This window comes from Streptococcus sanguinis, from assembly GCF_003943655.1.
GTDB classification, from domain to species: domain Bacteria; phylum Bacillota; class Bacilli; order Lactobacillales; family Streptococcaceae; genus Streptococcus; species Streptococcus sanguinis_F.
Genome location: NZ_RJMM01000021.1, coordinates 14,519 through 38,672 on the forward strand (window position 1 = coordinate 14,519; position 24,154 = coordinate 38,672).

At 45.8% G+C, this 24,154-nt stretch carries 12 protein-coding genes; 11 read left to right on the forward strand and 1 reads right to left on the reverse strand.

The features are described 5' to 3' along the window. Positions 1 to 11: 11 nt before the first annotated feature. Positions 12 to 1,013, reverse strand: a complete 1,002-nt coding sequence (locus D8886_RS08860; protein WP_125435187.1) for a LacI family DNA-binding transcriptional regulator — start codon at positions 1,011 to 1,013, stop codon at positions 12 to 14. Between the two features lie 205 nt (positions 1,014 to 1,218). On the opposite strand from D8886_RS08860, the gene D8886_RS08865 reads away from it, so the two are divergent. From D8886_RS08865 to D8886_RS08920, 11 genes are all read left to right on the forward strand, one after another. Further along, positions 1,219 to 2,397 carry a galactokinase gene (locus D8886_RS08865; protein ID WP_125435189.1) on the forward strand — a complete coding sequence of 393 codons (1,179 nt, stop codon included), beginning with the start codon at positions 1,219 to 1,221 and terminating at the stop codon, positions 2,395 to 2,397. Between the two features lie 219 nt (positions 2,398 to 2,616). After that, positions 2,617 to 4,098, forward strand: coding sequence for a UDP-glucose--hexose-1-phosphate uridylyltransferase (gene galT / locus D8886_RS08875; protein WP_125435191.1), 1,482 nt, complete (start codon positions 2,617 to 2,619; stop codon positions 4,096 to 4,098). Positions 4,099 to 4,143: 45 nt separating this feature from the next. Further along, positions 4,144 to 5,145, forward strand: a complete 1,002-nt coding sequence (gene galE, locus D8886_RS08880; protein WP_185761286.1) for a UDP-glucose 4-epimerase GalE — start codon at positions 4,144 to 4,146, stop codon at positions 5,143 to 5,145. Positions 5,146 to 5,498: 353 nt separating this feature from the next. Continuing rightward, positions 5,499 to 6,089, forward strand: coding sequence for a CDP-archaeol synthase (locus tag D8886_RS08885; RefSeq protein ID WP_125435195.1), 591 nt, complete (start codon positions 5,499 to 5,501; stop codon positions 6,087 to 6,089). Positions 6,090 to 6,103: 14 nt separating this feature from the next. After that, positions 6,104 to 8,599: a PEP/pyruvate-binding domain-containing protein gene (locus D8886_RS08890; protein WP_125435197.1), complete on the forward strand. Its 2,496-nt coding sequence runs from the start codon at positions 6,104 to 6,106 to the stop codon at positions 8,597 to 8,599. Next, positions 8,586 to 9,218 (forward strand): CDP-alcohol phosphatidyltransferase family protein, encoded by a 633-nt coding sequence (locus tag D8886_RS08895; RefSeq protein WP_125435199.1) that lies wholly within the window; start codon positions 8,586 to 8,588, stop codon positions 9,216 to 9,218. The genes D8886_RS08890 and D8886_RS08895 overlap by 14 nt, the downstream gene beginning before the upstream one ends. Then, positions 9,211 to 10,083, forward strand: a complete 873-nt coding sequence (locus D8886_RS08900; RefSeq protein WP_125435201.1) for a phosphatidylserine decarboxylase — start codon at positions 9,211 to 9,213, stop codon at positions 10,081 to 10,083. Before D8886_RS08895 ends, D8886_RS08900 begins: the two co-directional genes overlap by 8 nt. Continuing rightward, positions 10,068 to 10,967 carry a UbiA family prenyltransferase gene (locus tag D8886_RS08905; protein ID WP_125435203.1) on the forward strand — a complete coding sequence of 300 codons (900 nt, stop codon included), beginning with the start codon at positions 10,068 to 10,070 and terminating at the stop codon, positions 10,965 to 10,967. Before D8886_RS08900 ends, D8886_RS08905 begins: the two co-directional genes overlap by 16 nt. After that, positions 10,967 to 13,450, forward strand: coding sequence for a phosphoenolpyruvate synthase (locus D8886_RS08910; protein ID WP_125435205.1), 2,484 nt, complete (start codon positions 10,967 to 10,969; stop codon positions 13,448 to 13,450). Before D8886_RS08905 ends, D8886_RS08910 begins: the two co-directional genes overlap by 1 nt. Next, positions 13,437 to 14,504, forward strand: coding sequence for a hypothetical protein (locus D8886_RS08915; protein WP_125435207.1), 1,068 nt, complete (start codon positions 13,437 to 13,439; stop codon positions 14,502 to 14,504). The genes D8886_RS08910 and D8886_RS08915 overlap by 14 nt, the downstream gene beginning before the upstream one ends. A 208-nt stretch (positions 14,505 to 14,712) precedes the next feature. Beyond that, on the forward strand, positions 14,713 to 24,154 hold a 9,442-nt coding region (locus D8886_RS08920; protein ID WP_125435209.1), incomplete at its 3' end, for a ZmpA/ZmpB/ZmpC family metallo-endopeptidase.

Genomic DNA, 24,154 nt, shown 5'->3' on the forward strand with positions numbered 1-24,154 from the left:
GTCTTTCTAGCTTAAAGGCTGCTTTCTCTTAGTGTCAGCTTGGTTGAGAGCTTGATCATGTAAGGGATGAGGCTTTCGTCAGTTTTAATCATCTGGTCCAGCATCTGCAGAGCTTGCTTGCCCATTTCCTCTGTAAAGACTGTCACAGTACTGAGAGGCGGATAGACGTATTTGGCAATGGATGTATCATTAAAGGAAATAATCTGGATATCTTGGGGAACAGCTATTCTCGCTTCCTGAAGAGCACGGAGGGCACCGACAGCCAGAGCATCGCTGGCTATGAAGAATGCTTTGGGCATCTGTTCTTTTTGTTTGTCAATCATGTCTTTCATCAGCTGGTAGCCAGACTCTGAGGAGAACTTGCCTGTCTTGACATAAGTCGGCTGATAAAGACCTTTGTCACTAAGGTAACGGCAGAAGCAGGCCAAGCGCGGATCGTCAAGACTTGTCGTTCCGTCTGCGGTCTCTTCACGTCCAGCAATCATACCGATTTCTCGAAAGCCCTGCTGAAGAAAATGGTCGAGAACATGAGTAACGGCATGCTCAAAGTCCGTTGTCACACAGCTGTGGCCTTGGTCGAGCGTATCGCTATCCACGAAAACCAGGGCAGGACTGTATTGCTCTAGCTCCTTGACTTGCTTGCTGCTGAATTTTCCGATGGCAATGATGCCGTCAATCTGCTCTAGCTGGCTCAGAGAGTCGTTGTTGAAAATCCGCACGATATCATAGTCCAGTCCCTGGGCTTTCTTTTCGATGCCTAAGCGGATAGAGTAGTAGTAAAGATCATCCAGCTCTTCCAGCTCTGTATACCATTCAACAATGGCAATGCGATGGGTCTGAGGCAAAGTCTTTTTCTGCCTGTTGCTTTTTTTGTAGTTGAGCTGTTCTGCGATATCGAAAATCTTTTTACGCGTCTCATCACTGACAGACATGGACTTGTCATAGTTCAAAACCCGCGAAACAGTTGCGGGGGAAACACCAGCAGTCTGGGCGATATCTTTGATAGTAGCCATTTGATTTGGTCCTTTTTAATTTACTGTCTACATAAATTATAACTCAAAAATTAGTAAATAACAAAGAAGAATTTAGTAAATATTATTGCGGCAATTTGTTAACTAAAATTTTACTAAATTTATTGAAGTTTTACTCGGAAACAGTTATAATAAAATTAAGAAAACGATTACAATATCGATCATTCATTTTAAAGGAGTTTAGCTTATGTCAAATGTCATTTCAGTAGAGCAAATCCGCGCAGATTTTGCCAAAATTTTTGGAGTAGAAGCGGATCACACTTTCTTTTCACCTGGTCGGATCAATCTGATTGGTGAGCATACGGATTATAACGGTGGCCATGTCTTTCCTGCAGCAATTTCTCTAGGAACTTATGGAGCGGCTCGCAAACGGGACGATCAGCTCTTGCGATTCTTCTCAGGGAATTTTGAAGAAAAAGGGATTATTGAAGTACCACTGGAAAACCTGCACTTTGAGCCTGAGCATAACTGGACCAACTATCCGAAAGGAGTTCTGCATTTTCTGCAGGAGGCGGGTCATACAATTGACCGAGGAATGGATGTCTATGTTTATGGAAATATTCCCAATGGATCTGGCTTGTCGTCTTCAGCATCGCTAGAGCTATTAACTGGTATCATTGCTGAGAAACTTTTTGATTTGAACTTGGAGCGGCTGGACTTAGTCAAAATCGGTAAATTAACTGAGAATGAATTTATCGGGGTTAATTCTGGTATTATGGATCAGTTTGCTATCGGAATGGGTGCTGACCAGCGAGCTATTTACTTAGATACAAATACTCTTGAGTATGATTTGGTACCGCTTGATCTCAAGGACAATGTCGTAGTGATTATGAATACCAATAAGCGCCGTGAGTTGGCGGATTCTAAGTACAATGAGCGCCGTGCTGAGTGTGAAAAAGCTGTTGAAGAACTTAACCGCAAGCTGTCTATCGCTACCTTGGGTGAGTTGGACGAGTGGGCCTTTGATGAGTATAGCTATCTGATAGAAGACGAAAATCGTCTCAAACGGGCTCGCCATGCTGTTTTGGAAAATAAACGGACCTTGCAAGCACGGGCAGCTTTGCAGGCAGGCGATCTTGAAAAGTTTGGCCGTCTCATGAATGCTTCCCACGTTTCTTTGGAACATGACTATGAAGTGACTGGTCTAGAGCTGGACACTTTGGTTCACACGGCCTGGGAGCAAGAAGGTGTTCTGGGGGCTCGTATGACTGGGGCAGGCTTTGGCGGATGTGCTATTGCTTTAGTTGGTAAGGATGCGGTGGAAGCTTTCAAAGAAAATGTCGGCCGCAAGTATCAAGAGGTTGTCGGCTACGCCCCTAGCTTTTACATTGCAGAAGTAGCTGGCGGAAGCCGAGTGCTGGATTAAATGGCAGAAAAGGAACTTGGGTCTGGGACAAAAGTCCTAGCCTCTCAATTGTCTTTGGATTGTCGAGCAAGACGCAGTGGTTGAGTGGGCTCTATTACGCTGATTTCATCAGCTTTTACAGCCCTAATCAACTGTGCGGAGGTGGGACGACGAAATCGAATTCTAACGAATTACCGATTTCTGTCCCACTCTCTTTACTAGCAAGAGAAAGGAAGATCTATGTCCAAGAAGTTACTGACTGCTTTTGTATCTGCAGTGATTGACAATAGTACTTTTGAAGAAATGGACACCATCTATCTGAGCAATCGTGTTATGGCTTTGGTCGGAGAGGCAGTGGCAGAGCAGGAGACCGAGGCTGAGCAGCTAATTGACCTTAAGGATGACTTGGTAGCTGTGGCTGTCAAGAATGGGAAGATTGGTGATACCCTGGCTGAGCAGGATATATTGGGAGCTGAGCTCATGAACTTCATCACCCCAGCCCCTAGCCAGCTCAATCGGGACTTCTGGATGACTTATGCCTCCAATCCCGAGCAAGCCGTGGCTGATTTTTACCAGCTTAGTCAAAAAAATGACTACATCAAGGTCAAGGCCATTACTAAAAACATTGCTTTCAAAGCACCGACTGAATATGGAGATTTGGAAATTACCATTAATCTCTCTAAGCCAGAAAAGGATCCCAAGGAAATTGCGGCAGCTAAAAAGGCTAAGAACAGCAATTATCCAGCCTGCCAGCTCTGTATGGAAAATGAAGGTTATCAAGGTCGCTTGGACCACCCAGCCCGCGCTAACCATCGGATTATCCGTTTTGACTTGGCTGGACAGGAGTGGGGCTTCCAGTATTCGCCCTATGCCTACTTTAATGAACATTGCATCTTTCTGCACAGCCAGCACCTTCCCATGGCTATCAGTCGGCTGACCTTTGAGCGCTTGCTGGACATCGTGGAGACCTTTCCGGGTTATTTCGCTGGCTCCAACGCCGACCTGCCTATTGTCGGTGGCTCTATCCTGACCCACGACCACTATCAGGGCGGACGTCATACTTTCCCTATGGAAATAGCAGAGCTGGATTGCAGCTTTACTTTTAGCGGCTTTGATGAGGTGGAAGCAGGCATTGTCAAGTGGCCCATGTCCGTCATTCGTCTAAGGTCTGAGAAGAAGGAACACTTGATTGAGTTGGCTGACAAGATCTTGCAAGCTTGGCGAACTTATTCTGATCCTAGTGTGCAGGTATTGGCAGAGTCTGAGTGTGAGCCGCACCATACCATCACACCGATTGCTCGCAGGAAAGATGGATGTTTTGCGCTGGACTTGGTCTTGCGGGACAATCAAACTTCCCCAGAACATCCGGACGGCATTTACCATCCTCATAGGGATGTGCAGCATATTAAGAAAGAAAATATCGGTCTGATTGAGGTGATGGGACTGGCTATTCTGCCGCCTCGGCTCAAGGAAGAACTCAAGCAGGTGGAACTTTTCCTACTAGGAGAAAACTGTCAGGTTGCTGCCTATCATCAGGAGTGGGCCAATCAACTCAAGGACCAAAATCCAAATGTTTCCGCTGAAACGGTGGAAGGAGTAGTTCAGGCTTCGGTTGGACAAATTTTCAGCCGTGTGCTGGAAGATGCTGGAGTTTACAAGCGAACAGAGGAAGGGCAAGAAGCTTTCATGCGCTTTGTCCAATCCGTCGGCATCCAGCCCTAGGAAATGTGTTATAATGAATCTAGCGTAACAGGGAAAGGAAGTTTTATGGCAATTTTAGTATTAGGTGGAGCTGGCTATATCGGCTCGCACATGGTAGACCGTCTAGTAGCGGCAGGCAAGGAAGAGGTAGTCGTCGTTGATAATTTGGTGACTGGCCATAGGGCAGCCGTCCATCCGAAAGCGGTCTTTTATGAGGGGGATTTGGCGGATAAGGACCTCATGCGTGATGTCTTTGCCAAACATCCATCCATTGATGCAGTCATTCACTTTGCAGCTTTTTCACTGGTAGCAGAGTCTATGTCGGACCCGCTCAAGTATTTTGACAATAACACAGCCGGCATGGTTTCTCTTTTGGAGGTCATGCAGGAATGCGGCGTTAAAAACATTGTCTTTTCTTCAACCGCTGCGACTTATGGCATTCCTGAGGAAGTGCCGATTCTGGAAACGACCCCGCAAAAGCCGATTAATCCTTATGGTGAGAGCAAGCTTATGATGGAGACCATTATGCGTTGGGCGGACCAGGCCTATGGCATCAAGTTTGTAGCCCTGCGTTATTTCAATGTGGCGGGTGCCAAGCCCGACGGCTCTATTGGCGAGGACCACGGACCTGAAACCCACCTCTTGCCCATTGTGCTTCAGGTGGCTCAGGGCAAACGTGAGAAGATTGCCGTCTTTGGCGATGATTACGATACTCCAGACGGCACTAATGTACGCGATTATGTCCATCCTTTCGACTTGGCTGAGGCCCATATTTTGGCTGTTGAGCATCTACGTGCCGGCCATCCTTCAGATGCCTTTAACCTTGGCTCTTCGACTGGTTTCTCCAACCTGCAGATTGTAGAAGCAGCTCGAAAGGTGACCGGCCATCCTATTCCTTTGGAAATAGCAGAGCGGCGCCCAGGTGATCCGGATACGCTGATTGCTTCCTCTGAGAAGGCCAGAAAAGTTCTGGGCTGGCAGCCGAAATTTGACAATATCGAAACCATTATCGAAACTGCTTGGAAATGGCATTCCAGTCATCCAAATGGCTATGATGACAGAGAATAAACTGACAAACCAGCTTGAAAAGCTGGTTTTTTAATTTGAATCATAAAGCTCTTCTTTACAATTTTTTAAAAGCCTTTTATAATAAAAGGAAGATTGATTGATATATTATCTACAATTTTATTTAGTTGCTACTAACTCTTAGTATGTCTTGAAAAATCANGCAGTTATAGATGCAAGGAGAGATAAGAATGTTAGAATAGCGAATTTTTTTTTGTACTACAATCAGATGTGACAGTTGTTGACAGTTTGTTGTGTAAGGGCTTTAGAGACTTATGATATAATGAAGTCATAAAAGTTTGAGAAGTCTCTTAATCTTTTCAAGCAGATTTTCATAAAGAGAATAGGAAATAACTATGCGCTCGATTCTTGCTTTATATATCACCCTGATGCCAGTCATTTTGGCTGGGATTCTGAATATGATCTTTTGCAAGTCTCCACTGCTAGAGGGGGCATACCAACCGATGGATGCTGGGCTGATTTTAAAGGATGGGAAGAGGCTTTTTGGAGCTAACAAGACCTGGAAAGGTTTCTTTGGCATGATTGTCTGGGGAGCTTTGGCGCAGATCCTTTGGGGATTGTTCTTGAAGAATATTCCTAGCCTAGAGAAGTTGCACATGGTCTATGCTTTCTACGAAAATACCGTGCTGTTTAATCTGGTCCTTGGGGCTCTTTTGGGGCTGGCTTATGTTTTGTTTGAGCTGCCCAATAGCTTTATCAAGCGCCGTTTGGAAATCAGAGAGGGCAAGACAGCGGAAAATGGCTGGAAATGGACTTTTATCTGGATAGACCAGATTGATTCTTTGATTGGCTGTATTATTTTCTTGCTTTTCTATATCCCTCTGTCTTGGCAGCAGATGCTGGGCATTCTCATCCTAGGGGCGGGCACGCATCTAGGAGTCAATCGTCTGCTCTACTGGGCTAAGCTTAGAAAAAATCGTATGTGAGATGGGAGTATTTGATGAAAGAATTATGGCTGGAAAAAGAGTCTTCGGCCGTCTATGGCGGTAAAATCAATCAGTTAATCAACCTCTGTCAGCTGGGGCTTTCGGTTCCTAAGGGTCTGATTTTGCCTGCGGACCAAGTAATGGCTTGGCTAAGAGCAGCTCTGCCAGAATACTCAAAACAGGGACTTAAAGAATTCATCGAACTGGGCAAGGAGGAAATTGCGGAGCGTTTGCAGCACTATCCCTTGGATCCAGCTTGGCAGCGGGAGTTAGCAGCCTTTTGTCAGCAAAATCAAGCTTATATCGTTCGCAGCAGTGCCCTTTTAGAAGACGGACAGGCCATGTCATTTGCCGGTCAATATGACTCGATTGGCAACTGCCGGACACTGTCAGAAATTGAGCAGGGCATTCGTTCTTGTCTGCTTTCTCTTTTCAACCCAGAGGCGCTAGTCTATTGGCAACGACAAGGCTTGGCCGAGCAGGATTTTGCTATGGCGGTGCTGATTCAGGAGCAGATAGAGCCTGACTTCAGCGGTGTCTGCTTTTCCCTAGACGTGGCGACCAATCAGGACCAGACCATGCTGTTGGAGTATGTAAAAGGCTCAGCTGAGAGTTTGGTTAGTGGTCAAGTCAATCCTGAGCAGCTGAATATTCCTTGGTACAAGCCGGACTGGAGCCTGTTTGAAAAAGTTGAAATGCCTCTGGCAGTCTTGCAGAAGCTGCATGCGCAGGTTTTGGAGATTGTGGCGTATTTTGGTCGACCGATGGATATTGAGTGGTGTGCTGTCCAAGAGCAAGTCTATGTGCTGCAGGCTAGGCCTATCACAACAGTACCAACTAAAATCGACAGTGGTCGCTGGACGACGGCGAATTTTCGGGATGGAGGCGTGTCGGCTCAGCCCTGTCCCAACCTGATGTGGAGCCTTTACCGCCATTCTTGGCAAGAGGCCCTTTCTAGCTTTTTGCTGGCAATTGGCCTAGAGTCTGAAGGTGTGATGCCTCCACTGATGCGTCTCCATTATGCTCGGCCTTTCTGGAACTTAGGCGTAGTCAAGCAAGGTATGGAGCAGATTCCGGGCTATATTGAGCGAGACTTTGATGATGAGCTGGGAGTCAATAAAGACTACCAAGGTCAAGGTTTTACCAGCAAATTAAGTCCATCCTTGCTCTTGAATTTCCTGCGGGTAGCCTTGAAAACGCAAAAAGTAACTAAGACTTTTCTGCATCAGGCGCCAGAGAAGCTGCAAGAGCTGCGTCAGCAATTTACCCGCCTGAATCAAGAAATCCAAGAACTGAACGACCAAAGCCCGATCCAGCAAGTCGAGAGTCTTTGGCAGTTAGTGCTAAATCAGGCTTATTTAGACAGTGAGGGAACGTATTTTTGGCAGGCCTACATTAATACGGTCCAGCTGTCTATGAAAAAGACCAGTCTGCTCAAATGGCTGACGGTCGATGAATTTTTCCAACTGATTGCTAAGTTGGGAAATGTTTCGCATACCAAGCCTTTGGCTAGGATGCTGGAAGTTGCGGATCTTGTTTTGGCAGACGAGAAACTGACAGACGATTGGTTGAAGCTATCGGTGGAAGAATTGCAGGAACTGACTGCACAATATCCTGAGCGAACGGATTTCATCAAGGTTCAGGATTTCCAAAAAGATTTTGGCTATCACTCGGCACGAGAGCTGGACTTACGAGTAGCTAGTTATGAAGAAGATGCTTATCAGGTCCTGACAGCTGTCCAGCAGTTGGTTGCTGATTCAGCGTATTACCAAGCGGCCAAAGCTTCGCTCAGTCCTGTCTCAGAGTCTGAGCTGGATCTGGCTCATCTATCTCGATCCAAGCAGAAAAAAATTGAAAAAATCAGTCAAGACCTGAGGAACTTGCTCTGGTGGCGAGAGGAGTTCAAGGATATTTCCACGCGCTATTACCACCTCATTCGTCAGATTAGCCTCAAACTCGGCCGAGCCTATGAAAAGCGAGGCTTTCTTAAAAATGAACAAGATATTTTTTACATTAAGAAAGAAAGCCTGTCTGCCTTTATGGAAGGGCAAAAAACTGCTGACCAGATCCAAGAAGAAGCAGCAGATAATCGGCATTATTGCCAGGCCTATCGGAATTTTGAGCCAGCGGGGGATTTGACTGACAAGGAGATGAGCCTGGAAGAGGTAGCCCATGATAGTCAGGCTCTGCTGACGGGAATGCCAGCCAGCAGCGGTCAGGTGACCGGTCGGGTTCGAGTTCTCTTGGATTTGGCTGATATTGAGATGATTGAACCGGGAGAAATTCTTGTCACTCGCTATACAGATACGGGCTGGAGCTATGTTTTCGGTATTCTAGGCGGTCTTGTAACAGAGTATGGCGGGGTTCTCTGCCATGCCTCCATTGTCGCTCGGGAATGCGGGGNTCCAGCTCTGGTTTGCGCCAAGAATGCAACTCAGCTGCTAGAAACTGGCATGCTGGTTACTTTAGATGGAAGAAGAGGAGAAATAAAAATTCATGAAGAAGAATGAACCTTTGTTTATTGGTGAATACGACAAATCTGTTATCCTGACCTATATGGGCGCTGCTTTTGCACTGTTGGCAGTCTATGCCGTCATTCAATCCCAGCTGCGGCTAGCTATGATGGCCTTTATCGTTAGCGGTATCTGTGACCTTTTTGATGGTGTGGTGGCGAGAAGGATGAAGCGGACTGAAAGTCAGAAGCGCTTCGGCATTGAGATTGATTCGCTCTGCGACATGATTAGCTTTGCGACTCTTCCGGCTGTGCTCCTCATGACTCAGCTGCCCTTGGGAGCGGCCAATATCGTCTTGGCTGTCCTCTATGTCTTAGCTGCAGTTACGCGCTTGGCTCATTTTAATCGCTTGGCCAAGCATGATGAAGGATCTGGCTCGTATTTTATCGGCTTGCCCGTGACTTACAGCGCCCTATTTTTTCCTCTGACTTATCTGGTCTGTCAATGGCTGGCGCCTGGTTTCTTTTCTTGGATCTGGCTGGGCTTGTCTCTTTTGCTGACCTTCCTATTTGTCTACAACTGCCGTATTCCCAAGCCAAATAAGCTGGCCTACCTAGTCTTTGCGATTTTAGCTGTTGCAAGTCTGATTGGTCTGGGGGTTCTGCCCCATGGTTAAGGTCTATCAGAGAAGGACTGGCCAAGTACTGGAACCGATAGAATACAAGGCGGGTCTGTTAGACAAGCTTTATGGTACTGCTTGGGGTCGCTTCTTATTGCCTATCTTGACCCGACCTAGCCTGTCTTATCTTCTGACTTTGAAAGACTACACTTCATTTTCTCGCAAGAAAATAGCAGCTTTTGTGGAAAATTATCAGCTGGATCTAGCTGACTATGAAGGTGGCTCCTATTCTAGCTTTGCGGCTTTTTTCCAGCGGAGAATCAATCCCGCTCTGCGTCCAGTTTGTCCTGACAGTCAAGTACTGGCAGTGGCAGATGCCAAGCTGCAGGCTTTTACCATTAGTCAGGACTTGCAGCTGACGATAAAGGGGCAGACATACAGGATAGCTGACTTACTGCTGGATGAAGAATTGGCTCAACTGTTTAGTGGCGGAACAGCGCTTGTCTATCGCTTGGGAGTGGAAGACTTGCACCGCTATTTGGCAGCTGAATCCGGCAGAATTACCCAAAGTCGAAAAATCAAAGGCCGCCTGCATACGGTTAGACGGGTAGCCCAGAAGCGGCGCCTCATTTACAAGGAAAATAAAAGAGAATACTGTCTTTTAGATACCGACCTAGGACCTGTCTTGCAGATGGAGATAGGGGCTCTCTTGGTCGGAAGAATTTACAATCACAATCAGGACTATTTGGTCAGGGGACAGGAGAAGGGTTGCTTTGGTCTGGGCGGCTCAACCATTCTTGTCCTCTATCCGGCAGACACGATTTGCTTAGATCAGGATATCCTGACTTACTCAGACCTCGGAATAGAAACCCAGATTCAAATGGGTGAAAAGATTGGAGAAAAGCTATGTTTAAACGATTAGCTGTTTATTATAAGGAAATGTTTCCTTTGCTGCCGCGCTTTTTTGTGGCTGCCATCATGTTTTTTGAGATTTATTTTGTCCTTCTGCTCAATGACGGAGTGACCACCTTTCACTTTGACCATAAGGAGTTGATTGGGATTTTTACGATTTTTGTCTTTCTGATGATTCTGCGGATTGCGGATGATTTCAAGGATTATGAGACCGACAGACGGCTCTTTCCTCATCGGGCTCTGCCATCTGGACGAGTGAAAAAGAAGGACTTGGCTATTGCTCTCAGCTTTATCGTAGCTGTGTCTGTGATTCTTAATATTCTCTTTATGAACAATATTGGCTGGTTCCTCTTTCTCTATATCTACGGAACCCTCATGTCCTTCTGGTTCTTCAAGCGTGACAAGATTCAAAATTCCCTGCCGTTGGCTCTAGTGACTCATAATCCGGTCATGATGATTTTGAATCTCTATACGATTTCTTTTGTCTGCTACAAGTACAATCTGCCTCTCTTGTCTCTGCCGACCGTCTTGCTGGCCTTTACCATGTATTTCCCAAGTCTAATCTGGGAAGTCTGCCGCAAGATTAGGGCGCCAAAGGACGAGACCGAGTATGTGACTTATTCTAAACTTTTTGGCTACAAAAAAGCCACTCGCTTTATCGAGGTCGTGACGCTGTTGGATATCTTGACCAATTTCGTTCTTCTTTGGAATATTTCCCATGTCGGAGTGGTAGTCTTAGTGCTGAATGTTATCTGGATGACCGTCCAGTTTGAGCAGTTTATCAAGGATCCGACTCGCTTTAATATCCGGGAGCGGGTGGAGCGTTATACTTATATCACGGAGACGACCATGGTTCTGTCCGTTGCTGTTTATCTCTTGATGGGGGTACTTTGATGAAAAGAATCAAGCAGACAGGGCTTGACCAGGTCGGAGGCAAGGCCTATCATTTGCTGAAAATGCAGGCTGCTGGTTTGCCGGTTCCTGACTTTGCAGTGTTTGCTTTTGACTTTTTTCAAAAATCTGCTAGCTCTGCTGACTTGGAGCGGATGGAAGCAGCCTATCGGTCTGGAGAGTTGGACTTGTCCCAGTTAAGTCAGCAACTGCAGGACTGGGCCAGAGAGCAGTATAGTCAAGAAGATCTAACAGCGGCAGAAAACTGGATTCATCAGGAGTTTTCTCAGAAAGACTGTCGCTTTGCAGTCCGCTCATCTGCAACCATTGAGGATGGGAAGGCTTCATCCTTTGCCGGTCAATTTGAGAGCCAGCTCAATGTGAAGCCAGAAGGGCTTAAAGAAGCTATCCAAGCTACTTTACTTTCTCTTTATCAGGAGTCGGCTCTTAGCTATCTATTTGAGCAAGGCCAGTCTTTGAAGCAAGCTCAGATGATTTGTCTTGTGCAGGTCATGCAGGAGGGAGACTTGTCTGGTATTTACTTCACGGCTAATCCCAAGGGTATTTTGAATGAGCATATCATTGTCATCGGTCGGGGCTTGGGCAATAAGGTTGTGGAGGATAAGATTCCTACAACAATGGTGACGCTCCATCCCAAGGATCAGCTCTTTTATACAGAGCAGACGGAGGACTCACCAGACGTATCACTGGAACAACTCGAGGAGTTACAGGCTTTGGCTGGTCAGGTAAGCCAGCTTTTTGGACCTTATATGGATATGGAGTTCACCTTCGCAAATGGCCAGCTCTATCTCTTGCAGGCACGACCTATTACCACCTTGCCAGAGGGACAGCGGATTATTCTGGATAACAGCAATATTGTCGAGAGCTATCCGGGCGTTTCCAGTCCTCTGACTATTAGTTTTATCCAAGAGGCTTATGCCAGCATTTTCCGAAGTCTGGCTCAACGCTTGGTTGGCAAGGATGCCCCTGAGTTGGCTGCCTATGAAGCTACTTTTCAAAATATGCTGCAGCCGGTCAATAGCCGAGTCTATTACCAGATTCAGAGCTGGTATCAGCTGCTGCAGCTTTTACCTTTTTCGAAGAAAATCATTCCAATCTGGCAGGATATGCTGGGAGTGCGAGAGACAGAGGTACCTCAGATGCCGGTGCACCTTTCTGCTTTCAAACGCCTGCAAATCATGCTCCGCATTATTCGAGAGTTTTGGACGGCCCCCAAGCAAATGCGGCAATTGGAAGAGCAGTTTGCCCAGATTCAGCGCGAATACGAAGCGAGCTTTTCTCCCGACGCAGATGCAGAGACCTTGATTAGCTTGGTCAGCAAGCTAAAAGAGGATATTCTGGCTCACTGGGACATTACACTGGTCAATGACTTGTATGCTTTTGTCTATACCGCACTCCTGAAAAAGTCGCGTCGCGGCGGGGCTGTTCAGGCTGAGATTGCAGGAATTGAGCAGATTGAAAGTATGCGGCCGGCTTTGGCTCTGCAGGCTTTAACAGCTCAGCTGAAAGCAGAAGAAAATGCAGAGATTAGACAGGCCATGGCAAGTGAAAGTCCAGCAGTCTTTCTATGTCGCCAGCATCCTTTGGTTCAAGAAATAGTCCATTTTATCCATGAATTTGGTGATCGGGCTCCGGAAGAGTTGAAGTTAGAAACTCCAACTTTTCGAACGCATCCAGAGCGTCTGCTCAAGCTCCTGCTGCAAATGTGCCAGCAAGAGGAGAAGAGGTTGGCTCCTCAGAAACTTGAAGAAGAGGTGCAAAAATCAGGCTGGTGGACAAATTTTCTTCGCAAGCGAGCCATGACTGGTGTTAAATATCGGGAAAGCTCCCGCTTAAACCGCACACGGATCTACGGCATGATGCGGCAGATTTTCAGAACATTGGGTCAGCAATTAGCCGAGCGAGGGTTGCTGGCTACGCCTGACGATGTTTTTTACCTGACAAAGGAAGAGCTGTTTGAGTTGACCATAAAGCCCATAGATGTCAGTGGCTTGATAGCCGAGCGTCGGGAGAAGTTGGAGGCGGATAAGGATCTGCCAACCTTTAGTCGCTATGTTTTTGCTGGACAGGTCTTTGAGAAATACCTGAAACCGCAAAACCGCACTCACAGTCATAATACAGGAAATCAGGCCTTACAAGGGATTGGTTGCTCGCCTGGCTGCGTTAAGGCTCAGGTTTTGGTCGTGGAAGATGTGCAGGAGATTGAGTTTGCTCAGGACCGGATTATCGTGACCAAGATGACCGATCCGGGCTGGGTCTATCTTCTGACCCAAGCCAAGGGTGTCATTGCAGAGCAGGGGTCTTTGCTCTCGCACACGGCCATTATTTCCCGCGAGTTAGGTATTCCTTCCATTGTCAATGTCAGAGGTGCCTGCAGCCAGCTGCAAAATGGTGATTGGATTGAGATGGATGGCCTGACTGGCAAGATTCGACTGATCAAGGAGGAAGACCATGCTGGAAATTAAACCAGTCAAACCCAATACTGCAGAGATGGATGATTTTCTAGCCCTGCCCAAGAAGATTTACCAGCCAGACCACCTTATGCAGTCGGAAGAGGAAGAGTTAGCTTTGATTGAAGGCAGTCACCCGCTGAGTTCTGACCTAGAAACTTATACTTTTATTGGCTATATGAACAGTCAGCCGTGCATTCGAGGACTTCTGACCTTCTATCCAGATGATGAGGCTGCTTACTTGGGATTTTTCGAGTCAATCAATGACCAGCAAATTGCATCTGCTTTTATCGAGCATTTAGCAGGTTTTGCTCGCAGTCTCGGAGCTAGCAAGATTATCGGTCCCGTACAGGCAAGTTTTTGGCTGGGTTATCGAATGCAGTTGACTGGAACAGAGGAGCTCCCTTTTACTGGAGAACCTCATAATCCAGACTATTATCCTGAGCTATGGCAGGCTGCTGGTTTTGAGCTCAAGGAGCGCTATCTGTCCAATTTTTATCCCAAGGTCAGCAATCAAACTCATCAGGATAAGCTGGCTCATCGCTTTGAGTCTTTTGAAGAAGCGGGTTTTAACATTTGCTCTCCAAAGAAGCAGGAGTGGGATCAAGCTTCGCTGCAGGTTTTCGAACTACTCAATCGCCTCTATCAAGATTTCCCGATTTATCGGTCTATTTCCAGTCAGCAGTTCAGTCAGATTTTTCAAAAATACCAGTATATTCTTGATTTTTCCATGGTTAAGCTGACCTATAAGGAGGGCAAGCTAGTAGGTTTTCTGATTGCCATGCCGGACTATGGCTCTTTGGTTTATCAAAAGCTGACTCCTCTTAACCTGGCCAAGCTTTTTTGGACCAGGCGTTTTCCCAAACGTTATACGATTATGTATCTAGGAGTAGATGAGCAATTCTTGGGGTTGGGCTCTGCCTTGGCCTATCCGATTTTTAAAGAAGCGCAGAAGCGACAAGCCTCAGCTATCGGAGCCTTGATTCATCAAAAGACTGTCACGCGCCACTATGCGGCAGAACTGCAAGGAGACAAGCATGAGTATGGTCTCTTTGAGTTGGATTTGTAACAAAATAAATCATATTTTAAAAAAACAAATTTTCTAACTGAAGATTTGTTTTTTAATTTTTCGGGTAAAAATAAACACTATTTTCAGGCTGTTCAAAAATATGATGATTTCAGCCTTCAAAGATATATTTTTAAGCAAAAGCATTGAATTTTTGTAGGAAATTCTGTAAAATTTTAAGAGATTATTATATGAAGAAAAGGGAATTATTATGGAAAAAAGAATCACTGGTGATACGCTCCAGCGCTATTCTTTTAGAAAGTTATCAGTAGGATTGGTTTCTGCCACTATCGGAAGCTTCTTTTTGAGTACCGCAATAGGGGGAAATATAAGCACGGTTGAGGCTGCAGAAGTCTCAGCTGGCAAAACCGTTCCAGTTCAGTATCACTACGTAGTAGAGTCTGAACTGACTGAAGCTGAGAAGAATGCAGTTGTTAAGGAGCTTCCAAAGTTTGTGGAAGAAAACTCTGATGCTTATTACCTGGTTTATCGTCCAAAGACTCAGGGGCTTTCGGCAAAAAGTTTGCCAAAGACAGGCTACTCAAGTCTGTGGGAAGCAACTTTTGCAGCTGCTGGGCTGACTTTAGCAGTCTTAGTTATTGCACGAGGTCGAAATGGCAAGCGATACCTGTCTTCTATTTTGCTAGTGACAGGTCTAGGCTCTATTCTCCTAGCTCCTTCTGTATTTGCAGTGACCAATATTGAATTAGCTGCCTACAATCAAAGGCTAAATTTGACAGTAGGAGATAAGCTGCCTGAACCTTTAGAGATTGCTGGTTTCGAATATGTCGGCTATCTTAAAAGCGGTGAACAGGGCAAGGCGAACGCAGCAGGAAGTCATCAGCTTCCTACGGCACAAAAGGACTTGTCAGCTGTCGAAGTCGATCAGCAGGCAGGTAAATCTGCTAGTCTTTCTGGGAATCAGGGTACTGCCAACAAGCCGGTATCTACTGAAATAGAGAAACTGACAGAGCAAGAAAAAGAGATTATTGCTGCCAAAGAGCGCGAATTTGCTCGGCTTTCTCCAGTCACTGAAGTACCAGAACTCGAATTCAAGAGCCAAGAAAGCAGCCAAACCCAAGTTCTGCCTTATCAAACAGAATACCAATATTCAAATGAGCTCGCAGAGGGACAATCTCAGATTGTTCGTGCAGGTGTTGCTGGTACACGTACTGTCGTCACTCGCAATTATATTGCTGGTAAAGAAATTGTAAAAAGCGAAGTGATTTCAGATCAGGTAACTGCAGAGCCAGTTTCGGAAATTCTGTTGGTTGGAACTGCTGCAGTAAAATCTGTACCAAATGAAGCACCAGTGCATCAAGTCCCAGAATTGACGACCTATGGAACGACGCCCGATACAGCGCCAGTCCAAGAAGTGCCAGAGTTGACAACCTATGGCACAACGCCCGATACTGCACCAGTGCAAGAGGTTCCTGAGCTAACGACTTATGGTACTGCACCAGATAGCGCACCTGTAAATGAAGTCCCAGAATTGACGACCTATGGCACTGCACCAGATACAGCGCCAGTACAAGAAGTTCCGGAGTTAACCACTTATGGCACAACGCCAGATACTGCACCGGTTCAAGAAGTTCCTGAGCTAACGACTTATGGCACTGCACCAGACACCGCTCCAGTACAAGAAGTTCCGGAACTAACAACTTATGGTACCTCACCAGATGAAGCACCTATGCATCAAGCCCCAGAATTAGAGCTGACTGCGACGGATGAAACAAGAAGAGAAAAGATAGATTTTTCCGTTGAAGAACAGTATACTGATGAGATTCCAGAAGGCAGTCGCCAAGTTGTCACACCAGGAGTACAGGGTGAACGGGATATTACCACTCGTATCTATACCTCGAATGGCCAAGAGGTTGACCGCCAAGTTTTATCAGATGAAGAAATTCTTGCAGCAGTCACTCAGATTATTAAGGTCGGAACAAGTAAGTCAAGTCTGATTCCAGGTGAGGCACCAAAGGTAGAAAAACTACCAGAATACCCGCTAACTTACACCGACGAAACGCGCGTAGAGAAAATCAACTATACTATTCGTGAAGAAGAAACGGACGAGCTAGCCCAAGGTACTCGCCAAATTGCGACTCCGGGCGTTCAGGGTGAGCGAACAATCAAGACCCGCGTTTATAGTTCCAACGGCCAAGAAATCGATCGTCAAGAGCTGTCTAATGAGGAAACTCTAGCGCCAGTAACGCAAGTTGTCAAAGTTGGTACGGCAAAATCAACCCTGGTACCAAACGATGCACTGAAAGCCGATGCTCTTCCAGAGTATCCATTGACTTATACGGATGAGACGCGTGTTGAGAAAATTGCCTTCAATATTGAAGAACAATACACTGATGAATTGCCACAGGACGCCCGCCAAATTGTCACACCAGGAGTACAGGGTGAGCGTGCTATTACTACTCGTATCTATACCTCGAATGGCCAAGAGGTTGACCGCCAAGTTTTATCAGATGAAGAAATTCTTGCAGCAGTCACTCAAATTATTAAGGTCGGAACAAGTAAGTCAAGCCTGATTCCGGCTGATGCTCCAAAGTTAGAAGGTCTACCAGAATACTCTCTAACTTACACGGATGAAACCCGTGTAGAGAAAATCAACTATACTATTCGTGAAGAAGAGACTGAGGAACTAATCCAAGGCGCCCGTCAAATCGCTACCCCAGGTGTTGAGGGTGAACGAACTATCAAGACCCGTGTCTACAGTTCCAACGGTCAGGAAATCGACCGCCAAGAACTGTCAAATGAGGAAACCTTGGCTCCGGTAACGCAAGTTGTCAAAGTTGGAACGGCTAAACCAAATATGGTTCCAAACGATGCACCGAAAGCAGACGCCTTGCCAGAGTATCCACTGACTCATACAGATGAAACGCGTGTTGAGAAAATCAACTTCACGATTCGTGAAGAAGAAACCGACGAATTGGTTCGCGATGCCCGTCAAATTGCCACTCCAGGTGTTGAGGGCGAACGGATGATTAAGACTCGTGTCTATAGTTCCAACGGTCAGGAAATTGATCGTCAAGAACTATCTAATGAAGAGACTCTAGCGCCAGTAACACAAGTTGTTAAAGTTGGTACAGCTAAGCCAAATATGGTACCGAATGATGCACCAAAAGCAGACGCTTTTCCAGAGTATCCACTGACTTATACAGATGAAACTCGGGTAGAGAAAATAACCTTTAACATCGAGGAACAATATACCGATGAATTGCCTCAGGATGCCCGTCAAATTGCGACTCCGGGAGTTCAAGGTGAACGGACCATCAAGACTCGTGTCTATAGCTCAAACGGTCAAGAAATCGATCGTCAAGAGATCTCAAACGAAGAAACTCTAGCACCTGTTACTCAAGTTGTCAAAGTCGGTACCGCTAAGCCACATATAGTGCCGAACGAAGCACCAAAAGCAGACGCTCTTCCGGAATACCCGCTGACTTATACGGATGAGACTCGTATTGAGAAAATAGCATTTAACATCGAGGAACAATACACCGATGAATTGCCTCAGGATGCCCGTCAAATTGCGACTCCAGGTGTTGAGGGCGAGCGGACGATTAAGACTCGTGTCTACAGTTCCAATGGTCAAGAAATCGACCGCCAAGAGTTGTCCAATGAGGAAACTCTAGCTCCAGTGACGCAAGTCATCAAAGTTGGTACCGCTAAGCCAAATATGGTACCGAATGATGCACCAAAAGTAGACGTCTTGCCAGAGTATCCACTGACTTATACAGATGAAACGCGTGTTGAGAAAATGGCCTTTAACATCGAGGAACAATACACCGATGAATTGCCTCAGGACGCCCGTCATATCGCGACTCCAGGTGTTCAAGGAGAGCGTACCATTAAGACTCGCGTATACAGCTCTAATGGTCAAGAAATNGANCGCCAAGAGTTGTCCAATGAGGAAACTCTAGCTCCAGTAACGCAAGTTGTCAAAGTTGGAACGGCTAAGCCAACCATGGTTCCAAACGATGCACCGAAAGCAGACACTCTTCCAGAGTACCCGTTGACTTATACAGATGAAACCCGCGTAGAGAAAATAACCTTCAATATTGAAGAGCAATATACGGATGAGCTGGTTCGCGATGCCCGTCAAATTGCAACCCCAGGTGTGCAAGGTGAGCGAACCATCAAGACCCGTGTCTATAGTTCTAACGGTCAAGAAATTGACCGCCAAGAGTTGTCCAATGAGGAAACTCTAGCTCCAGTAACGCAAGTCGTCAAAGTTGGTACAGCTAAGCCGCACATAGTACCGAACGATGCGCCAAAAGCAGACGCTTTGCCAGAGTATCCGCTAACTTACACGGATGAAACGCGTGTAGAGAAAATCAACTTCACGGTTCGTGAAGAAGAGACTGACGAGTTAGTTCGAGATGCTCGCCAAATCGCAACCCCAGGTATTCAGGGTGAGCGTACCATTAAGACTCGCATCTACAGTTCCAGCGGTCAAGAAGTTGACCGTCAGGAGCTGTCTAACGAAGAAACTCTAGCTCCGGTAACACAAGTTGTCAAAGTCGGTACGGCTAAGCCAACCATGGTGCCAAGCGATGCACCGAAAGCAGACGCTTTGCCAGAGTATCAGCTAACTTACACTGATGAAACTCGAGTGGAGAAAATAAACTTCACTATTCGTGAAGAAGACACGGACGAGTTGGTTCGAGATGCTCGTCATATCGCGACTCCAGGTGTGCAAGGTGAGCGTACCATTAAGACTCGCGTATACAGCTCTAATGGCCAAGAAATTGACCGTCAAGAGATCTCAAACGAAGAAACTCTAGCACCTGTTACGCAAGTTGTTAAAGTTGGTACAGCTAAGCCAACCATGGTGCCAAGCGATGCACCAAAAGCAGACGCTCTTCCAGAGTACCCGCTGACTTATACGGATGAAACTCGCGTAGAGAAAATCAACTTTACCATTCGTGAAGAAGAGACGGATGAACTTGTACGAGATGCCCGTCAAATTGCAACTCCAGGTGTGCAAGGTGAGCGTACCATTAAGACTCGCGTATACAGCTCTAATGGCCAAGAAATTGACCGTCAAGAGATCTCAAACGAAGAAACTCTAGCACCTGTTACTCAAGTTGTCAAAGTCGGTACCGCTAAGCCACATATAGTGCCGAACGAAGCACCAAAAGCAGCAGCCTTAGAAGAGTTCGATTTAATTCCACTGTACAATCTATTAGCGGAAGCGGATCAAATTAAAGCTCAGGCACGTTATTTCAATGATAGTCAGGAGCATCAGGCTAGCTATGATACCTCTTTGGTATCTGGTCAAGCGATTCTCAACCAATCCCAAGCCAGCCAAGCAGAAGTCAACCAGCTTGTTAAACAAATCAATCAAGTCAAGGCACAGTTAAGCGGACTTGAGGTTGTCAAAACCGCTCTTCAAAATGAATACGATTTAAATCCAACTATCAAAGCAGCTCCAAAATATAAAAATGCTGACTCAGAGAAGCAGACAGCTTATACTGACGAATTAGCCAAGGCAGAAGGAGTTCTGAACAATCAAACTGCCACGCAGGTGCAGGTCAACCAAGCATTTGCTAGCCTGACAGCAGCCAAAGAAGATCTAAACGGAGTGCCTAAAGTCAAGCCAACTGTTTCCATTCTAAGTCTGACAGAAAATCCTGATGATAAGTCGGTTACAGTCCAATATAGACTGGAAGACCAGACCCAGTCCTTCCGTTCAGCGACTGCAGAATTGTACCAGGGAGATCAGCTTGTTCGTACTCTTCCAATTACCAATTTCGCAGGAAGTCTGAAGATTGGCGACTTAGACTACTACACAGGTTATACGCTAAAAACCAAGCTGACTTATGAACTGGATAATGGCAGCTTCACAGACCTTGAAACGGACAGCCGCAATTTTGAATTGGAATACAAGAAGATTGCCTTCCGAGATATTGATTCGGTCGAGTTTTACAGAAAAGAAACAGACCAGTTTAAGCGCGTCGTATCTATGAGCTCTTTGCCTACGGATTTGTCTACCTATTTTGTCAAAGTCAAATCAAGTGAATCTAAGGAAATGCTCCTGCCGGTTCACAGCATAGCGGAAAGCCATAAGGATGGCAGGGATGTCTATAAAGTAACAGTCTCTCTGCCTGAGCTGGTCCAAGAAGGTGAGACAGCCTATAAGTCTGGCTATGACTTCTATATCAGTAAGGCAGTCCCTAGCCAACAAAATGTCTACACTAGCTTTGCTGGTTTGGTAGACGCTATGAAGCAAAATATGGCTGGCAACTATGTTCTGGGAGCAGATTTGGATGCTAGCGAGGTCAGTCTGGCACCTGCGGACTATGTCTACCTCAAAGGGAACTTCACAGGCAGTCTGACAGGTAATCATAATGGCAAGCAGTACGCGATTTATAATCTAGCTAAGCCTTTATTTGAAAACCTCAAGAGTGGTTCTTCTATTTCCAATCTGGACCTGAAAGAGGTTAATATTGTAGGAACCTATGATTCAGCAGCCCTGGCCCGCAATGCAGAAGGGGCTCGAATCACAGACGTTTCAGTACAAGGTAGAGTAGAAGTAAAAGAAAATGCTTCACAGGTGGCAGGTTTGGTTGTTATTGCTAACAATACCCAAATTACCAATAGCTCCTTTACTGGAACTATCGTGTCCAATGATAAGCAGGGCAAAGAATACAATGTCGGTGGTTTGGTTGCCAATCTTAAGGGAGGAAACTCCTTGATTAGCCAAAGCAGGGCAGATGTGACCATTCTAGCAGGCGCTAGAGCAAACAACCAACGCTTTGGCGGTCTGGTTGGCCGTTTAGAAAACAATGCCCGCATCAGCCGCTCTTATGTAGCTGGAAAGATTCAAAACTCTACTAAGAATGGTCAAATCGGTGGAGTAGTTGGTTCCAATTACTTCAATGGCTTGATTGATAATGTCATCAGCAATGTCAGCGGTACAAATGTTTACAGTATTTCTGGCGACCAGGGATATGAGAATAACCGTATCACAGAAGCTTATGCCGTTGAAGGTAATAAAACGCTGGAAAATGACAAGTTTGTCACTTCAACACTGACTCTGGACCAGGCAGAAGAGAAGCTAGCTAGCTTAGATATTACGACCACGCTAGAAGACACGAATCTCAACCTTTATTCTGTCAACTATGCCCAGGAAAAGAATGTTCGAGAAGACCGTCTAATAGCTTATGCTAACATGGAAAAACTCCTTCCATTCTATAATAAGGAGACCATCATTGCCTATGGAAATAAACTTCCAGATAATCACAAGCTCAATAAGGAGTACTTGCTGGATGTTGTTCCAATGAAGGGCAACCAGATTATCACTGATATCAATAGCAACAAGACAGCGATTAATCGCTTGATGCTGCACTTCGAGGATAATACGGTTGACTACCTAGATCTGACCTATAAAGGAGATTTCAAATATAAGGCAATTGCAGAATATACTGTAAACGGCTTAGACCTCCTTTATACTCCAGAAGCCTTCCTATCAGACTATAGCAGAGTTCTCAATCAAGTGCTGCCGGAATTGAACAAGGTTGTCCTTGATTCGCCAGCTATGCGGACTGTTTTAGGCGTAAATGCTGATACTTCTTTGGATGATCTCTATCTGGATACGGCTTTTGACCAAGTCAAGACCAAGCTGTCAGAAGAGCTGCGCAAGGTACTGGCTATGGACAAGTCTATTAATACGGAAGGCAATGTTGTAGCAGACTATATAGCTCAGCAAATTAAAGACAATAAAGAAGCCTTCTTACTTGGTCTGACCTATCTCAACCGTTGGTATAATATCAACTATGACAATATCAATGTCAAGGATTTGTCAGCCTATAAATTTGACTTCTTTGGAAATCATAATGCTTCAACCTTAGATACCATCATTTCACTTGGTAAGTCAGGCATTAACAATCTTAAAGCTAAGAACAACTATATGGCTTATGATGCCTCACTTTCTGAAGCGACTGGTAAACGAGGACTCTTCAACTATCTGGAAGGCTATCGTCAGCTCTTCCTGCCGGACAAGAGCAATAATGAATGGCTCAAGACCAATACAAAAGCCTACATTGTTGAGGCTAAGTCCGATTTAGCAGAAGCGAGACAGCTTCAGGATGCAGCCGAAGACAAGAGTAAGTATTCTGTCGGCGTTTACGACAAAATTACTGCTGATAACTGGGAACACAAGGGCATGCTTCTGCCGCTCTTGACCATGACTGAGAAGGGTGTCTATGCTATTTCAAATATGTCTACCATCTCCATGGGGGCTTATGACCGTTATCGCCTTGATGCCAATGGCAGGGTTCGGACAGATGCAGAGCTAGCGGAATTTGTCGAAGACCGAGTGAGAAAAACAGCTGAATACCAGCGCGATCACTATGACTTCTGGTATAAGATTCTAAGCGATGAAAGCAAGGACAAGCTCTTCCGTTCTGTTCTGGTTTACGATGGATTCTCATTGGTTGACAAGAATGGTCAAAAATATTGGGCTCCAGCTAATGACAAAAAATCACTAGCTATGCAGGAATTCTTTGGACCAGCCGGCAAGTGGTATCCAAGCAAGGGCTACAATGCCTATGCCACGGGAAGTGTAACCCACTTTGATGCAGCTAAATTGTTAGAAGACTATGGTAACTCTGTCTACACGCATGAGATGACCCATAATTCTGACGGTGGCATCTACTTTGAGGGCAATGGTCGCCGCGAAGGTCTGGGAGCTGAGCTCTATGCTCGCGGACTCCTGCAGTCCACTCCAAGTGCGGATGAGGCAACCATTACGCTCAATACCCTCTTCAAGGTCGACAAGGATTCTAAGACGCGCCTACACACATATAACTTTAAGGAACGCGTTCAAAATGCAGAAGATCTGCAACACTATGTCCATGGTATGTTTGACATGATCTACACGTTAGATTACCTAGAAGGTACTTCTATGCTGAAGCAGAGTGATGATGCGAAACTTCAGTGGTTCAGAAAGATGGAGAATTACTACGTTACTGATAAGTATGGTAAGGAAACCCACGCTGGAAACCAGACGCGAAGTTTTACTGCTGAAGAAATCAAGCAGCTGAAGACCTTTAACTCCCTGATTGAAAATGATGTTATCACTCGTCGGGAGAACAAGGATAGTGGAAGATATGGCCGAAATGGCTACCTCAGTCTCAGCCTCTTCTCACCAATTTACTCAGCCTTGAGTAATCCAAATGGAGCGCCAGGTGATGTCATGTTCCGCCGTACGGCCTATGAGTTGCTGGCAGCCAAGGGTTACCATGAAGGATTTATCCCTTATGTTTCTGGTAAGTACTCTAAGGAAGCATTTGATGAAGGTAAGAAAACTTGGGATGGATGGTCCGGAAGAGATGTAGGTCTCGTGACTGACCAGAAAGTCTTGGAAAATGTATTCAAGGGTGAATATGACTCCTGGGTAGCCTTCAAGAAAGCTATGTACCAAGAGCGGATTAATCAGCTGACCAAGCTTAAACCAATCACTATTGAGTACGAGCTTAAAAATCCAAGCAGTACCAAGAAAGTAACCATTCGCTCTTATGAAGAGATGCAGAAGCTGATGGACGAAGCAGTAGCAGAGGATGTACGCAACATTACCAATGCAACTAGCCGTGTTGATGCCAGCTGGGTCAACCTGCTCAAAAAGAAGATTTATAATGCTTATC

What these genes read in the sequence shown, in the direction of transcription:
- D8886_RS08915 (WP_125435207.1), top strand. Translation starts at nt 13,437, where the DNA reads ATGCTGGAAATTAAACCAGTCAAACCCAATACTGCAGAGATGGATGAT.
- D8886_RS08895 (WP_125435199.1), top strand. Translation starts at nt 8,586, where the DNA reads ATGAAGAAGAATGAACCTTTGTTTATTGGTGAATACGACAAATCTGTT.
- galT (WP_125435191.1), top strand. Translation starts at nt 2,617, where the DNA reads ATGTCCAAGAAGTTACTGACTGCTTTTGTATCTGCAGTGATTGACAAT.
- D8886_RS08910 (WP_125435205.1), top strand. Translation starts at nt 10,967, where the DNA reads ATGAAAAGAATCAAGCAGACAGGGCTTGACCAGGTCGGAGGCAAGGCC.
- D8886_RS08905 (WP_125435203.1), top strand. Translation starts at nt 10,068, where the DNA reads ATGTTTAAACGATTAGCTGTTTATTATAAGGAAATGTTTCCTTTGCTG.
- D8886_RS08860 (WP_125435187.1), bottom strand. Translation starts at nt 1,013, where the DNA reads ATGGCTACTATCAAAGATATCGCCCAGACTGCTGGTGTTTCCCCCGCA.
- D8886_RS08900 (WP_125435201.1), top strand. Translation starts at nt 9,211, where the DNA reads ATGGTTAAGGTCTATCAGAGAAGGACTGGCCAAGTACTGGAACCGATA.
- D8886_RS08865 (WP_125435189.1), top strand. Translation starts at nt 1,219, where the DNA reads ATGTCAAATGTCATTTCAGTAGAGCAAATCCGCGCAGATTTTGCCAAA.
- galE (WP_185761286.1), top strand. Translation starts at nt 4,144, where the DNA reads ATGGCAATTTTAGTATTAGGTGGAGCTGGCTATATCGGCTCGCACATG.
- D8886_RS08885 (WP_125435195.1), top strand. Translation starts at nt 5,499, where the DNA reads ATGCGCTCGATTCTTGCTTTATATATCACCCTGATGCCAGTCATTTTG.